This is a genomic window from Brakhagea baltica, from assembly GCF_052161605.1.
Taxonomy (GTDB): Bacteria; Planctomycetota; Planctomycetia; order Pirellulales; family Pirellulaceae; genus JBKCUI01.
The window spans coordinates 1932417-1948282 of sequence record NZ_CP197409.1; the positions used below are offsets into that span (position 1 = coordinate 1932417).

Below are 15866 nucleotides of genomic sequence, written 5' to 3' on the forward strand. Positions count from 1 at the left end.
TTGTCCGGGGCTTTTCAATCGAATCGACCATCTTCCTGATCGCTGATTCGGTTGAGTGTGGGTACACCCCGATTACGGATCATTAACGTGATCGATTCGGCACCTAAGGTCAAGCCGAAACGAGGGGGCTCACGCCGTAGAATTTCCATAAAAAAACAGGCTTTTGCTAGCAATAGCAACGTTGGCTAGTGCCTGTTTTTGGTTGCTAGGTTATCATCCCGTATGCGTGATGGCGATGCGATGGACCGAAGCATGTTTGAGTGAAAGTTTTGATGACACAAGCAGAATGCGTTAAACCTCGATTCGAGTTTTTGACAACACACATAGTGGAGCACAAGCCGATTGCATCGGGAACTTGGCAGCTTACGTTTCATGCTCCCGAGTTCGCGGCCAAGGCACTGCCGGGTCAATTTTTTATGATTAGGATCGCTGGGCACAATGATCCACTCATCGGACGCGCTTTGGCTATGTTCGATCGGCATCGAGATTCCGAGGGGGCGTTAAAAGCATTAAGCGTGGTTTACACGGTAAAAGGTAAATTCACGACCGCTATGTCCCAAAGAAAGGCCGGGGATCTGATCGAGGTCTGGGGCCCGCTTGGAAATGTTTTTTCCGTTGAGCCTGTTGATCATTTGATCTTAGTTGCGGGGGGTGTTGGCCAGACCCCCATGTTAACCTATGCTGAGGCAGCCCTCGGTTTGGAATCGTTCGGTGCACCGGGTAGTTCTAGTGTTGGTGAATTAGACGTGCCAACTGAGATGAAGGGGCCGTTCGCCAAGAGGGTCACATTATGCTACGGCGCGAGAACCAAGGATCTTTTGGCAGGATTGGACCGATTTGAAAAGGTATGCAGCAACGTGATCATTGCAACGGAAGATGGTTCAGCCGGGATCCAGGGACGCGTTACAACACCGCTCGAGGAGATTCTGCAAACGGAAAATTCGAAGTCTTGCCGAGTCGCGTGTTGTGGCCCTGAACCGATGATGCATGCGGTCAGCAATCTCGCAAAAACCTATAATGTGCCTTGCGAGGTTTCCCTCGAGACTCCCATGGCTTGTGGAATTGGGATATGTTTTACGTGTGTAGCGAAAGTACACCAACCAGACGGCGAATGGGACTACAAACGAACATGCGTGGAAGGCCCCATTTTTGATGCTAACAGTATTTGTTGGGATTGAGTTACACACACAATGCAGGGTTGCAGTTCTTGGTCCGCTGAACACAAATATAGACACTAACTAAGAAATTTCGATCTATGGAAAATGATTCTGAGTCCCCCGAAACCGACATGAAGCCGGAAGAATCGACTAGCACCATCCCTTCAACGCCTGCGGTTGCCCCAGAATGGAAGCCTCTCAATGCAAACCAACGAAGGGTATTGGGAACATTGATGGAGAAGTCGAAAACGACACCAGATGCGTATCCCATGTCTTACACCGGGCTAGCAACAGGTTGCAATCAAAAGAGCAATCGAGATCCAATTTCCAATTTATCCGTTGAGCAAGTGGAAGCGATTGTCGACGAGCTTCGTGCGGTCGGAGCCGCTGCTATTATCCAGGGATCCGGCAGAGTGACGAAGGTTAGGCACTATGCGTACAACTGGTTGGGCTTGAGCAAAGTCGAAGCGGCGGTGATGACGGAACTGCTGTTGCGAGGCGCTCAGACGATGGGAGAGCTACGAACGCGAGCTTCCAGGATGGAGCCGATATCTGATCTGTCAGTCCTCCAGGAGATTTTCGATGGACTCAAGCAAAGGGGACTAGTCGTCGCGCTCACTCCGCCAGGCCGGGGGCAGATCGTGTCACACAACCTGTATCCTGAATGGGAGCTGGAAAAGCTCAAGGGTTCAAAATGGGATTCACCAACGAACAGCGAATCCTCGAGTGATGCAGGTCCAGGATCTCATGCAAGCAAGGTTGACGGTGGGGAGTTAGCTGCATTGCGAACCGAGGTCAATGACCTCAAGGAAACGGTGCGAACTCTATCAGAACGCTTGGAGCGTCTAGAAAAAGACCTTGGTGTGTCCTAGCTCGGTACGGATTGCTAAGCGATAAACTGATTTCAGGCCGTAACATGCCGCAAAGCAACGCTGTTACGGCATGTACACTAGGTTTCAATGACTAACCGGAACTAACTACTCCTCGGTCTTGGTTACGAGGCCCCGCTTCTCGAGCTGCTTGCCGATGTATTCGCTCAGCTTGGGACCTCGCAGCTGTCGCGATGTGCCGATAATCTCTCCCGTGTTACCATCGACGAGCAATACGAATGGGATACCGGAGACATCGTAGGTGGTGGCTAAGTCGATGTCCCAACCTTTACCCTGATAGACTTGCGCCCATGGTAATTCTCGCTCCTTGAGGAACTCTCTCACCTTTTCATCCATACCAGCATTGTCCAAACTGATACCGAGGATCTCAAAGCCTTTGTCATGCCAATCGTCGTACGCTTGCTTCATGTTTGGAATTTCTGCGATGCAAGGTCCGCACCATGTTGCCCAGAAGTCGAGCATCACGATCTTGCCAGCATAGGTCGATGGGAACTTGATCTCCGCATCATCCATGCTAGTTGCAGTGAACTCGATCACCTTCTTGCCCATGCTCAAATCGGGAGGCGGCGGTAGCTGATCGACTTGCTTTTCCGACACCTTCAGAGCAAGCTTCTTGTCAGCAACAGAAAATTCATATGTCGTACCTGTGAAGTTGAAAGGCTTACCGACCGCTGCGATTTCGTATCGTCGACTGATCACCCCATTGCCATCACGATCGATTGAAAGTGGTGCATTGTCAGAGGGAGCACCAGCGAGAAAGGTGCTAAAGTCTTTTCCATCGAGCTTAAATTTGTATTCGTATCCAAAGTCAGCATAGTACATAAGTGTGTTAGCAAGCGGTTTGCGTCGCGGATCTTTCGGATCAAAGCGATACATATTGACCGTTCCCACATCACCGCTTGGCAGTTCGATTTTGCATGAACCGCTAAATTGTTGAAACTCGCCAACTTTCTGAGCTTGCCACGTCGTGTCCGGATCGTTTGTTAAATCGCCATCGCGATCCGAATCAACAAAGAATCGCGCATCACCTTCTTCGGGTTCGTCTAGTACGAACGCCCACTCACTCCCGCCGATCTTTAGCATCCCGAACTTGGGGTTGGCAAGCCCCTCCGGTAGCTTCTTAACGATCTCCTCCGTTAGATCCATCTCGGCCCTTACAGGTGAGTAGCCACCGACCCGCTGTGTAACCCCTTCACCAATGAATGCCTGTGTCAGTTCGTCCGCGAAAACGAACGAAGTCGCCCCACTGGCCGCGATGGCCATCCCCAATGTAAAGTGCTTTATCGCCATGAAAGATCTCCGATTAATGCGACAAAAGAAAACCAAAAATTCAAACCTGAGAGGAAACTCAAATTGTACCCGAGAAAAAAGGCTGCGTAACTAGCTTGCGGTGAAAGCAACGCCTGATACTTTTGCTTTTCCGATCGAAAATTTGGGAAAGGGAAATCAAGCTTGCTTGTAGTCACCTGTGGAGTTTGCGACACTTATGGAGGCGTGTGTTCCAACGTAGGGCTTTTCCTCTCAACCAACGAGGCCAGCGATGAACCGTTACTCTCTATCCGCGTTCCTTGTAACTTCACTTCTTTTTGCAGGGGTTTTTGGCGAAGACCGGATTGAGCAATCCCATCTTCTGTCGCTGGTTAGTGTGGGTGGTGTTGATACCTTGGCGATATCGACTATTCCTGCATCAAACGCCAAAGATCAGTCGATCTCGACTCGTACACTTTTCTCCGAACAAGGAATGTCGCAATATGGCTTCTGTGGTGTGTACGGAGGCTATCTCATCGTCCTGGAGGAGTTCCACACACTTCCAACTCGATTGTTGGCGATCGAATTGACCACTGGAAAGAAGAAGCTGATTTCGCAAGCTACATGCGTGAAAGCCTTATTGGTGAATCACCATTTATATTTTGTTGTCAAATTACAGGCTCACGAAAACCAGCCAGATCAACCGCGTCATGCGTTGTACTGGATGGATCTTAGGACTGGTAATCAAAAGGAACTCTGCCTCTTGACCAATACGAACTCTCACGCAGCGTTGTTCGACAAGGAGATCTCGCTAGCCGCCACTGTGGATGGTTCCAAAATTGCCGTAACGGAATGGTCGACCGATGACGACGACCAGGTCGGGTTCGACAGACAGTGCCGAATAGTAACGGTCGACACTCAGACAGGAGAAGTGACTCGATCACAACAAAAGTACTCTGGTGGCAACTCGCTGACCGGCGCTTTAGATTCGACTATAGCACCCAAGATTTTTTGGCGAGACGACCAGACTCTTCTGGTCACGTCCGGCCGTGGCGACATATCTCAAAAATTGTACAGTTACGATCCAACGACACAGTCATCCGAAGAAGTTTGCCATTTTCCGATATTCTACGGTAGAGGCGTTGACCCAAAGTTTTCCTTCGGAGGGAATGGAAAGATCTTGGTTCGCTTGGGTTTACTCGGATTTTTTGAGATACTCTTTCCAAGCAAGAAACTAAAGGAATACGTTGGATTGATCGAGGGATATCCGCTAAAGAAAGACGGTAATCGGCTTTCTTTGTATTACGCGGACAAGGAGTTGGAATCGGAGTTTGATTCGTCAAGAGTTTTCGTTTCATCAGATTCCCAGCAAATTGCGTGGCTGCCAAGTGCCGCACAAAAAGGAGTCGTTCTCAGCAAACCGATGGAATTGAAAGTGCATGATCGATCTCGAGGTCTGCGAACCGTAACGACTCAAACCTTTCCCTATCGTTTTCAAAGCACAAACAACGATCACACTGCGGTATGTTTATGGGTGTCGGATAGAGACCTTCCACGATCAATCGTCTTCGATCAGCTAAGCGACTACTCCAAAGACCAGATACCACCGCACATTGACTCTCGGCCTTCCGTTGATGAAGTACTCGAAGTTTCCTTAAAAACAGACAAGCTTCGTTATGAACAACACGAACCGATCGCGCTGACGATTACCCTTAGAAATCTTACAGATACTCCGATACACTTGGAGTCTCGTTGGCTAAAGCAAGGCTCGCAACCGTTCAACGATCTGTATCTAGTAGCCAGGACATCAAAGATTGAGATTCCGATCAAAGAGGGGTTTACGGGGGAGTTGCTTGATGAGTTCGCAACCATTCCTGCCCGCGAATCCAACGATTTCGATCTCTTGGTTGAGTCTTCTGAAATCGGACCGCAAGAATTTCAAATGCGATTTGAATGTTATTCGCTGTGGCGGGGGCATTTGAAAGCTTCTGCGAAATTCCAAGTTGACCAGGGTAGGAATGAAGCGGAGTTGAAACGAAAAAAGTTCGATCGGTTACTAACGCAAGAACTTAGGGAGTATCGGAACAATCCGACAGGAAAAGCTAAGAGAGATCGATTTCAATCATTGGGTCCATCGTGCTTGCCATGGCTTGCGGAGCACCTACAGAACTGCGATGACCTATCTTTTCGTCAATTCTTAAGCGACGCACTGTCAGCAATTGCCGACGAAACGACTTTGCCATTTCTTAAGGGGCTTCTAGAGACGGATTTAGAGATTGATGGCGGTTTGCTTATCGCGCCTCTTTGGGGAATCTATCACCGTGGTGATTTTGCTTCTCGACCGGTACCTGAGACTGTCCTGCTACTCATAGAAGCAGGCAAGCATCGGAGTGTCGAGGTTCGAAAGCGGGCGGTCGCGACGCTTTGCCATTGTGTTAACGAAACCGTCGACGCGTTTATGCAGCATGCCGCAGAGGACAGCAATCCGGAGGTTGCCTCCATAGCAGCCAGATACGTCGCCGCTAGACAGCAGCTATCATTACAAATTTGGCTAACCGAAGCCCGATTTACGATGACACCCGCCGGGTTAGTCGCAGCTCGCTCTATCATACATGAGCTCGAACAGCTATCTCAGGAAAAGCGTGGCATGATGCCAGAAGGGACTTTTGAGGAGGTCATTGCGGACACCTCGAAAGTGGCACAGTATTTATCTACCCTCAAGGCATGGATATTGTATTGCGCAACCAATCCACGTACTGTCGGTCCATTCTTTGACAAAGATCGAAACGCGGCTACTTGGTGGATGGGATGGGGAATTGATCGCTATGCAAGCGGTGCAAATGTACCGATCAAATTGAATCCCCGATCCAAGAAGTTTCTAGACTGACACATCGCCCCCATTGCGAGGCGGTTAAATCCGGATTGTTGTCAGTCAGGCTGTTGAGCGAAACCTCAGTACCGATAAATAATACGAAACCCCTATCTATTTGGAGTGTTTGCCCGGAGTCTTTCGAGCACCGCTCAATCCACAATCAAAATCTCTGCCAGTTGAAGTAGCAATGACTCTAGCTGGTTCGCGTACTCGTCTCCGTCTAGTTGACCTTTCTGCTTTCGAAGTCGCTCTATCCGGGCCTCAATCTCTTGCGCCTGCGCAACCATTTCAGGAGGCAATCCAGGAGACTCGCCAAGTCGAGCGATGATGACTCTCCTCGCAAAGTCGCCATCCAATCGCAATCCGTCGCTCGGGGCCTTGACCGCTCGCAGGCCTCTGAAAAAGAGTGCCGGCGTTCCGCGCTTGTCCCCATTGTCATCCAATAACGCTTGCTCGCTCGCGAGCCGCCCCTCGTCTTGATAGAAACGTGCCACTCCCGAAGAAGCAGCTAAGAATGCCTCGAGAACGGAGATCTGATCGTCATGATCGAGATCACTGCGTGGATCCGTTAGCGCCCTCGAGAAGTAATCCGCGAACCGCGAGTAATTTTGTTCTGAACCACTTTTCGTTGCCGTTATCACGATGCGATTCTCACCCGACAACTCTGCCAAGAATGGTCCACTGGACGAAAAGCAGTTGATAATGACCCACTCGTGAGACGAACCTTTCAGCGCTGATGCAAGCTCCTTAGCTGACAGATCGGGGCCTGCCAAGTTGAATTTGCTCCCCGTTCGATCCGATGTTCCATGTCCAATAAAAATGATCCATCTGGGCTGATTCACCGCCTGCTCTTTCGACGTGCCATCGGTTGCGGTTGGAATAGTCTGAGCATTCTGACTCTGGATCCAATCGAGAATCTGCTCGCGATGGCTACCGGAAACATCGTCTCCCTTTTCTGCCGACTCATTCTCCTCGGATTCCTCTTCCGCTAGGCCCGTTCCATCTAAGAGCGTAACGACCGATTCACCGAAGGCACGCTTCCAGCGATCGGCGGCGGCTTTAAAGATGGTCCCATATTCGGGCTCACCTTGGGCACCGACAACCAACAAGACCTGAGGCTCGCTAGCTGAATCGCTCGCTATGAGCGTTGTATTCAACGCTGATGTAAACAATCCCAAACAGATAGTTGAGGCGATGTGCCTATGCCATGCCATAGCGTCTTCTCCATCCCCATTCCGAACAAAGGCACAGCAGTGCCAGTCCGATAACCCACGACTGATGCCACAACGGATAAATCTTTCGTTCTCGTACCGGTACTCGTTCGCTCGGTATGTTTGAAGCGAACGAATCGAGTTCCCGGAGAGTTACGATCCGTCCCCCAGTGTCCTCGGCAATTTGTTGCAAAAATGGAGTATCCTCTCCGAGTTGCCTTAGCTCATCGGCCATGGGCTCGTGTGCCCAACCGGCCTGAGCTTCTCCTAGTGAACTCGCATCCTCAGCGAAACACGTTGCCGTTGCGATGTAAACTCCTTCTCGTTCACAAAGAAACACCGACTCATACCGCCCCGGTACCTCAGCCGATGCCTCCAGCAATACTTCAGACTTGGAACCATCCGGCGCCTGAATTTCGACATTGACTGTCGCATTATCAACGATTCGGAAATCGGGACCTTTAACATCTGCAATGAGTCGTCTGAGCTTTGTCGCACCAGCTACTTTCTCCGATGTTAAGGTAATGGTTCGCGGGACGTCGTTCACCATCCAACGGATCATCTGTCGCCAAGCCTGAAACATAGGGGATTGTTCGTTCGATTTGCGATGCATGGCCCAGCGCCACCAGTCACCGATCATGAAAGCTGCCGTGCGTCCTCGACCATACTTCTGCACAACGAAAAGAGGCACAGTCTCTAACTCTTGATCACTCAAAGCCGCTGAGTCGGAAAACATGCCCATGGTCCCGACTTTGCCTTGTGCCAAAACCGATGCGCCTGGCTTAACGCTAGTCGTTCGATTGAGAACTTGAAAGCCTGGCATCATGGCCAAGCGTTCCTTCTCTTTTGGTTCTGTATCCGCCGTTCGCATAAAGGGTTGCAACCAGCCCTCTTTGGTGAGTTCAAATCGAACCTCTTGTCCGATTAGCTCGTTAGGATTATCGGTCCAGTCAGATGGATCCTCTGAAATGGAATCGCCGTATACAGGTAATAACTGACTCAAAACGGAATTCTCGTAGCTTTTGCCTCGCATGGATTCTTGTCCACCGAGCATCAACAATCCACCGCCCCGGATCGTAACGAAACGTCGAATCATCGATTGCTGCTCGGTCGTAAGAAAATCGCTCTCCAGATCGTCGATCAAAATAGCATGGTAAGCAAACAACTCTTCGTCATCTTTAGGGAATCCGGATTGTAGCTGGCCAGGTTCGGTTAAACCTAAGCGTACGAAAACAGGTTGGTCGAATTGCTCTTTCTCCTCTTCAGAAACATCCTCGAATCCGGAAAACAATGGGTTCGCAGAATCGACACGGTTATCTCGAAAATTAAACTTGGGTTCCTTTTTGGCGATCCGAATCAATGCGGTTATCTCCACCTCCGCGTCCTCTGAGATCGCGCGAGACAGAAACTTGAATTCCCAATTGGGCCGACCTGCTAGATACAAAATTCTAAAAGGCCCGCGTCCACGGTCCACAACTTGATATCGTTGATTGTTGAGAACGGTTAATTCATCCTTAAGTCCGACGATTGAGGTCGGTGTATCGGTTTGTGTCGAAGGGGAAGTCTCTGGCTTGGGAGCCCTAGCGACAAGCTTATAGCCTTGTACCCCTGGAGCGGCAGGACGAAATCGAAAATCTACCGTCGCTGGTTTCAGTCGATCGTTAAACGCAACCGTCTTGCTCTCGATGAGCTTGTTCTGCCCGTCGATCAAATCGACCACAATGCTAGGGTTAGCATAGCCGGCAGCCGCAATCGAGGCGGTCAACGTAACTGGTGCGGTCTCAAAGTCGGTCTGTCGCAAACTGATCCCAGAAATGGAAACATCCTTTTGCACTCCAATATCGCCGCAGACCACGGGATAAACGGGAATCCCAAGCCCAGCCATGGAGTTCCACTCGGATCGATCGGTCGCTTGACCGTCTGTGAACAGGAGCACGCCGGCCAAGGGGACTGCACTTCGCACTTGATTATCGGATGTGGACGAAGGAAACCTCGAACTCAACGACCGCAACGCTCCGACCAGCTCGGAATCAACTCCGTTCAATGAGATCCCCTCGAAGCTATCGATAGGATCCAAGGCACTCGAAAAGACATACCGTCTCAATCGAAAATCGTCCGCCAATCGACGCAGCCATGGTGCATCGTCCTTGAATAAACTTCTGTACCATTCGTCAGGAGTTGACTCCGCAACAGCAGCAGAACCGCTTAAAGATTTACCACGAGCGTCCCAAATCTCTTTTAGACTCTGGCTGTTATCGACCATCACGGCAAAGGCGTTCGCCTGCGGTTTGGCCCTCTCCTGTACACCCATCGGTTCCAGCAAACAGAGCAGAATTAGTCCAATGCCGATCAATCGCAGACCGAGAGAGGCAGCCCGAATGCCCAACGGCATGCGGCTACCTCGGTAAGACAATAGAGACAGCAAAGCGAGTAGAATTCCAACCGCCACGACCCACGGTGTCCACGTGGGATTGGAAAAGAAGAAACGACTCGATAGTACTTCGGAATCAGCAAACAACATCATTGCTTTTGGTTCCCGCGTCCGAGGTTCTCGTAGTAGCGGTCCAAACGTCGTTGATATTGGCTCGGCACGGGATCGCGATCGATCGGCACGAGTGCGTTTCGTTCTGCGGCAAGTCGCATGAGATCCTCATTAACTTCCTGGCGTAGCTGTTGCAAGGGATCTGCGATAAGCTTGCGAACCAAATCCCACTGCGGTTCCTTGGCGTGCCGCTTGTACTCAACGCGCATTTCGCGAGCTGCCTCGCGGATCCTCGCAACATCAGCACGTCTTTCTGGATCGATCAGAAGCTCCTCAACATCTCGCAAGGAATCGATCCACGCTCGATAGTCCTCGCCCGTAAGAGGTGTCGCAGGACGCAAATTGCCGGCTCGTTCCTGGCCACCACCTCGGAATGTCGAAAGGGATGGCATCGTTTCATCCCCAGCCCTTTCCCTAGCCTCGTTGTCATCTTCCGGTCGGAGCCCACCTCGCCCACCAGATGGTTGATCATCGGAGCTTTGTCTTTGTCCACGTCCTTGTTGCCGTTGTTGCCCCTGTTCTTGTCTCTCTCCTCTTTCCGCTCCCTCTCTCTGTTCCTCTTCCGTTGCCTCTTGTTGTCCTTCTCCTCGCTCCCCGCGTGTTTGCTCGCTAGATTCCTCTCCAGCTGATTGACGACCACGACCAGATTGACGGTCACCCTGATTCTGTTGTGATTCGCCGGTCTCGCGAGATTGGCTGCCGCTTTGAGATTCGTTTGTCTCCTGTGGGTCACGCTCTTGATCTGAGTCCCGCTCTCCTGACCCATTCCTATCTCGGGCTTCGCCCCTATTTTCTCCAGTGCTACCGGGCGATTGGGACTCCATCTCCTCCCTGAGTTGTTGATTGGCTCGATCGATCTCTCGGAGAGCCCTTCGCAGAGATTCTTGTTCGCTTCCCAGCACGCTCTCGGCGGCTTTTTCAATCCGTTCCTTAAGCTTCGAAATGCCTTGGCCCGCTTCCTCGGCTAATTGCTGAGCACGATTATCGAATCCGCGATCGAGCAGCATGGGGATCTGTTCGAGCTGGCGATCGATGCCACTCTGCTTCGCTTCACGAAAGCCATCGTAGAGACTGTCGGCTACGAGCGGTTCACTCGACTCTGCTTCGGCGACGGTATTCTTCATCTCTTCGAGTAGTTCGTCCATCTTCTCTCTCTGGGCTCGCCAGCGATCCCGCGCCGGACTTGCTTCATTTACCCCTTCCGGTCTGAGAGGAGAAGCATCATCGAGATCACCGAGCCCCGATTCTGATTCCCGATCAAGCTGCTCGGATGCATTTATAGGATCCGATTCCGAGCGATCATTCGCGTTTGGCTGGTTCGAGTTCGATCGGTTGGGGGAAGAGGGATTTCTTCTAGCGATATCGTTCTCCAAATCCCGTTGATTCCGTTCTAGCTCGCGAGCTTTCTGCACCATATTCTGCATCGATTCCTGCAGTTGATCGGAGGATTCCTGTCGGATTTGCTCGCGCACCTCCTTCATGGTTTGTTCCGCTCTCGCTCCGGAATTGACAGCCTGGGACGTTTGGTTGTTGGCAAGCGATTCGGCTGCTTTCTGCAATTGCTCACGAGCTTGCTCTACTTGCTCGCGTGCCTCCTGCATAGACTGCCGATTCTCTTCTTGGTTCATCCTTTCCAAGAGTTCATCGGCATCCCGAATCATCTCCTCCTGATCCTCTCGCAATCGAGCCAATTGCTCCTCGATCTCTTCCTTAGTCGCTTCGTCTTTGGCCTCTCGGAGAGCGGTTTCCGCCTCTTTGATTTGTTGGTTCAAATCCTTCTGACGGCGAGCGAGTTCGTCGAGTCGATTCATCACCTGACGGGCTTCTCGTTGCGAATCGGTTTGCTCGGGCGCAGCGGACTGTTCCGATTCGTAATCGTTCTTTTCGTTTTCGAGATTCAGTTGTTCGAGCTGCTGTTGGCGGCTTTGCTGAGCGGAGCTTTGGTTGCGTTGCGAATTCTGTCGCTGCTGGCTACGCACGATGGAGTGCTCGCGAGCTCTGAGACGCAGTAAGCCTTCGTAAGCCTTCCTCTCCGCATTCAACGCAGCCCGCAATGCCTCCAGACTACTCTCCGAAGAGGACTTGGCTAGCTGCTCCTTGGCCGTGGTCATCTGCTGGCGGGTCTCATCGAGATACCGGCGAGAGGTCTCATCCTGGATTCGTTCCTCGAGTTCTTCGGTTTGGGATAGGGCGGTCTCTTGCGATTCTTCCAAAACCTTGACATCGGCAGTAAACGATTTGGAAAGCTCCGGTTTCGATTCGCGTCTAAGAATGTTCCAGGTACCGGCGATGATCTTCTTTTGTAGTTCGGCTAGCTCCTCAGCTCGCTGCCCGTTCTGACTCTGCTGCTCACTTTGCTGCTGCTGTTGCTGCTGTTGGGATTGTGAAGGAGATTCTCCCTCGCGAAAGATTTCTTCAAATGGTCGAACCTCGGCAAAGAACATCTCGCCATCCACGCGGCGAATCTGATTGTTGGTGTCGGTGTCTTCCGCCCAGAAATAATACGATAGCAATTGATCTGGCTCTGCGTTCATGCTTTCCAGATCGACCATGTAAGCAATGTCATAGCCGCCACCCTTGGCCTGCTTGGTGGGCTGGAGTTCTACTTCGATCGGGTCTGCTTCACCCAGGATCACGGTCACGCCGGTACGAGCTAACTGAAAATCGTCTCTAACCGTGGCTTGAAGCAGAACTTCCTGGAGTGGAGAGACCTGTAAATCGCCCCCCGCAGAAAGTCGAATCTCAGGTTCTTTGTTGGCGATAACACGCGCCGATAGAGATTCCTCCACCTTGGCTTGTCGCCCATCGGAGTCTTGGAGTCTAACTTTCCAACGACGGGATTCGAAGACCTCAACACTCGCTGTATAGGTCAAGGGATCGCTAGCGGTGGGAATAAGTGGAAGAATCGTATTATCTTGATCGACTAGCTCTGCGGTTTCCAGTGGTTTGTTCACACGGCAGATCCAAGTCAGTCGGCTACCTTCGGGAACGGATACTCTCTTGGTATCCTGCACCAACTTTTTCTCTTGATTGGCATAGGCCGGAGGATCGATCTCGGCATCGCTCCGTACCAAGGCTGGATAATCGAAGACCTTGATGCGATAGGTCTCACTGAGGCCCCTTTCGCTTTCGATTCGATATTCGGTATCGTTCGCGACACGTCGAATGTAGCCACCGAAGATGGGATCGCTCAAACTTGGTTGCATACTGCTTCGCGTGAAATCCGAGCCAGATACTTCTGAACTAGAGGCTGCGCCCGAGGTTACAAGCCAAACTTCCCGAGGTACCCCGCCCCCAAACCTAGCCGTCACGACCAGATCGGTCCCTCGTTCAATCTCCGTGTCCCCGGGATCGACCGACAACGATGGGGCGAGGGAAAGTGCGAGAAGCTGATCGGGATTGGCCGTAGCCGATGGGGAATGCCTTTGAGAGGAGGAGTAAACGGACGCAGACAACGCTAGAAACAAACACAGTAGTTGTGCGAACCACGCTCCCATGATACGACCGGCGGATACGGTGGCTCGCCAATCGTGGTTTCGTCCGTGCATTATGGTTTCGCGAACAAGACTCCGTCGAAGAAATTTCGAATCGGATTCACACGGCGGTGAAGCGACTGTGATCAACCGCTGTTTCAGGTCAGGAAAACGGGACTCCACCCGAGTCGCGACCCACTTGGTATCTCGATAAGTTGCTCGAGTGATAACCCAGATCAACGCCACCCACAGAGGGCTCGTTATCCAGGCGTAGCCAAGCCAACCGAAAGCAGCCGCATCACTGAAACCACGCCACAAAAACAACATCGCTAAGCAAAGCCAGAACGCTGCGAGCAACCACCCCATGCGAACCAACCGAAAACGATTTGCGACATGGAGAAGGCTATTTTGAATTTGAAGATCCATTCCAATGTTCCTGCGTCAATCGAACAGTCACCCAAGCATCTAGACGATTATAGCCGGTTTGCAACGCGCAATGGGAAAAACCTCGGCCATGACCGTTTTCTTTGTGGATTGTGGAATTCAACCATGCAAAGTCCCGTGCAATGAACATTTCAGGGTAAACCTGCAGCGCGCGTTTCGGTTGCCCAACTCCCTATCCGGCAGTACAACAGGAACCTCATGTCCAGTCGCCAAGACGTTGAAACTCCATTGTTACTCATTGCCCGCCGAACGACAGCAAAGTGTAAATCCATGCAACAAAGATTCTTGTTACTAGCCCTTTTGACGTGCTTCTTCGCAATGCCAGGATGCTCGGTTAAAAACGACGAGGGCAAACCCGAAACCGTTGAGGTTTCCGATACGAATCTGGCCCCCGCACCAACACCATCTCCAAGTCAAGTGACCGCAACGCCAACGGGCGATCCTGCCGTAACCGAGGAGTTCATAGTGCTCGCCTACAATGTCGAAAATCTCTTCGACCTCGACGGTATAGCGGTCTTCGATGACTACAAGCCTGAAAAGTATAATTCGCAGATGTTGTGGGCCAAGCTGTCCGGTATTCGGGATACCCTATCTCGGTTCCGTGATGGTAAAGGCCCTCAGATTGTCCTCTTTCAAGAGTTCGAGGGTGACCAAACACCGGCTAGCACGCCTGTCGACTACCGGGCTCTGCTCTCTCCATTCGAAGGCAAATCGGTCGAAGAACTGCTTTCGGGAGAAATCGACGACAGCGTTCGCGATTGGCCGGTTGAAGCGTTTTTGATCAAACTTCTGCAAGACGAAGGACTCGGACCGTACAACGTGGCTGTGGGTGAATATCGTCCCGATCCTACCGGAAGAGCCGTGGCACACGTCAACGTGACCTTCTCCACATTCCCGATCCAGGAGTCTCGTACGCATCATACCTCCGGTGCCCGAGGCATTCTGGAAGTCGTCCACCAGATCGGGGACCACAAACTTTACACGTTTAATAATCACTGGAAATCTGGTGCTTCCGACAAACAGACCGAACCGATTCGGCTCGGAAATGCAGAAGTGCTACGCAACCGACTGAACGTACTGCTCGAACAAGATCCTTCAGCCGACATCATCACAGCCGGGGACTTTAACTCCCATTACAACCAATCTCAACGCTTTCCCGAGATGGAAAAAACCGCTGTCAATGACGTGCTCTTAAGTCATGGCAACGAAGGAGCAATCGTCGATGGTACGCAGCCCGGTTTGTACAATTTGTGGTACGAATTGCCACGGGAAGCTCGCCGGAGCGACAGCTATCGCGGGCAATGGGGCACGCTGATGCAAATGATGATCAGCCGAGGCCTATACGACTATCGCGGCGTTCAATACGTGGACAATAGTTTCTCGGTGGCCGCCTTTGAAGGGCTTAATGCTCAGACGGGCAGCCTCGTCCCTATCAACTGGAAAGTCGTCGATGGTCGAGGTGGCGGGATCTCCGATCACTTGCCTATCACAGCTCGTTTTCGACTGGCCGCAAGCGAGGAGCCTCAGGATAGATTCCTCGAGTTGCGCGATGCTAGCTCCGAGAATCCGCCCCAGGACGCGACCCCGCTCGTAGTGGGTTACGCAAATCCGCCAAAGGACCGAGTGCGGCGCATCAATGAGTTCGGCTCCGACGAAGCCGTTCAGCAGACGAAATGGATCGGCGAAGTCTTTCTCGTTGAAGCGGTCGTATCAGGCGAGAAACCATTCGTCATCAAGCTAATTGGGAACGAATCAGATAGCGATTCACAGCGTGCTGCCTTCCAAACGGACTACAAGGTATGGGCGTTTGATTTAGATCTGCGATTAAAGATCTATGAAAAATTCCCGGTCGGTTCGAAATTTACGGCGTATGGCGAACTGGGGTATCACGAAAGCGGCTGGCAATTCGTAGTCCGTGACCCCAGTTGGTTGATCGTGAATGAGTAAGGACAGTACGCAACTCTTCTAATGGCCCTCGTACCTCAACAATAGCGAGAGTCGCACGCGGATAAGTTTTATCAAAACATCA

Annotated in this window: 8 protein-coding genes; 4 read left to right on the top strand and 4 right to left on the bottom strand. The window is 51.5% G+C overall.

What is annotated here, in order from left to right:
* Nucleotides 1-272: 272 nt before the first annotated feature.
* Together SH449x_RS07350 and SH449x_RS07355 are read left to right on the top strand one after the other, a co-directional pair.
* Complete coding sequence (locus tag SH449x_RS07350; RefSeq protein WP_482380682.1) at nt 273-1178, top strand: dihydroorotate dehydrogenase electron transfer subunit; 906 nt, start codon at nt 273-275, stop codon at nt 1176-1178.
* Between the two features lie 77 nt (nt 1179-1255).
* The gene (locus SH449x_RS07355; RefSeq protein WP_482380683.1) at nt 1256-2029 is read left to right on the top strand and encodes a YceH family protein; all 774 of its coding nucleotides are present in this window, start codon (nt 1256-1258) and stop codon (nt 2027-2029) included.
* A gap of 105 nt (nt 2030-2134) precedes the next feature.
* Here the strand turns inward: SH449x_RS07355 and SH449x_RS07360 are convergent, their stop codons facing one another.
* Nucleotides 2135-3337 carry a TlpA family protein disulfide reductase gene (locus tag SH449x_RS07360; protein ID WP_482380684.1) on the bottom strand — a complete coding sequence of 401 codons (1203 nt, stop codon included), beginning with the start codon at nt 3335-3337 and terminating at the stop codon, nt 2135-2137.
* A gap of 250 nt (nt 3338-3587) precedes the next feature.
* Between SH449x_RS07360 and SH449x_RS07365 the strand changes: the two genes are divergently transcribed.
* The gene (locus SH449x_RS07365; protein ID WP_482380685.1) at nt 3588-6182 is read left to right on the top strand and encodes a HEAT repeat domain-containing protein; all 2595 of its coding nucleotides are present in this window, start codon (nt 3588-3590) and stop codon (nt 6180-6182) included.
* Between the two features lie 134 nt (nt 6183-6316).
* Here SH449x_RS07365 and SH449x_RS07370 read toward each other — a convergent pair whose 3' ends face one another.
* Genes SH449x_RS07370 through SH449x_RS07380 form a run of 3 tightly spaced genes read right to left on the bottom strand, consistent with a single transcriptional unit; the run spans nt 6317 to nt 13819 of the window.
* On the bottom strand, nt 6317-7381 hold the full coding sequence (locus tag SH449x_RS07370; protein WP_482380686.1) for a hypothetical protein: 1065 nt from the start codon (nt 7379-7381) through the stop codon (nt 6317-6319).
* Complete coding sequence (locus tag SH449x_RS07375; RefSeq protein ID WP_482380687.1) at nt 7368-9902, bottom strand: hypothetical protein; 2535 nt, start codon at nt 9900-9902, stop codon at nt 7368-7370. Before SH449x_RS07375 ends, SH449x_RS07370 begins: the two co-directional genes overlap by 14 nt.
* The gene (locus SH449x_RS07380) at nt 9899-13819 is read right to left on the bottom strand and encodes a coiled-coil domain-containing protein (protein WP_482380688.1); all 3921 of its coding nucleotides are present in this window, start codon (nt 13817-13819) and stop codon (nt 9899-9901) included. The genes SH449x_RS07375 and SH449x_RS07380 overlap by 4 nt, the downstream gene beginning before the upstream one ends.
* 288 nt (nt 13820-14107) lie before the next feature.
* Between SH449x_RS07380 and SH449x_RS07385 the strand changes: the two genes are divergently transcribed.
* Nucleotides 14108-15784: an endonuclease/exonuclease/phosphatase family protein gene (locus SH449x_RS07385; RefSeq protein WP_482380689.1), complete on the top strand. Its 1677-nt coding sequence runs from the start codon at nt 14108-14110 to the stop codon at nt 15782-15784.
* Nucleotides 15785-15866: the final 82 nt, after the last annotated feature.

Excerpts from the sequence above, each read along its gene's own strand:
- SH449x_RS07375 (WP_482380687.1), bottom strand. The coding sequence starts at position 9,902 with ATGATGTTGTTTGCTGATTCCGAAGTACTATCGAGTCGTTTCTTCTTT.
- SH449x_RS07355 (WP_482380683.1), top strand. The coding sequence starts at position 1,256 with ATGGAAAATGATTCTGAGTCCCCCGAAACCGACATGAAGCCGGAAGAA.
- SH449x_RS07360 (WP_482380684.1), bottom strand. The coding sequence starts at position 3,337 with ATGGCGATAAAGCACTTTACATTGGGGATGGCCATCGCGGCCAGTGGG.
- SH449x_RS07365 (WP_482380685.1), top strand. The coding sequence starts at position 3,588 with ATGAACCGTTACTCTCTATCCGCGTTCCTTGTAACTTCACTTCTTTTT.
- SH449x_RS07370 (WP_482380686.1), bottom strand. The coding sequence starts at position 7,381 with ATGGCATGGCATAGGCACATCGCCTCAACTATCTGTTTGGGATTGTTT.
- SH449x_RS07350 (WP_482380682.1), top strand. The coding sequence starts at position 273 with ATGACACAAGCAGAATGCGTTAAACCTCGATTCGAGTTTTTGACAACA.
- SH449x_RS07385 (WP_482380689.1), top strand. The coding sequence starts at position 14,108 with ATGCAACAAAGATTCTTGTTACTAGCCCTTTTGACGTGCTTCTTCGCA.
- SH449x_RS07380 (WP_482380688.1), bottom strand. The coding sequence starts at position 13,819 with ATGGATCTTCAAATTCAAAATAGCCTTCTCCATGTCGCAAATCGTTTT.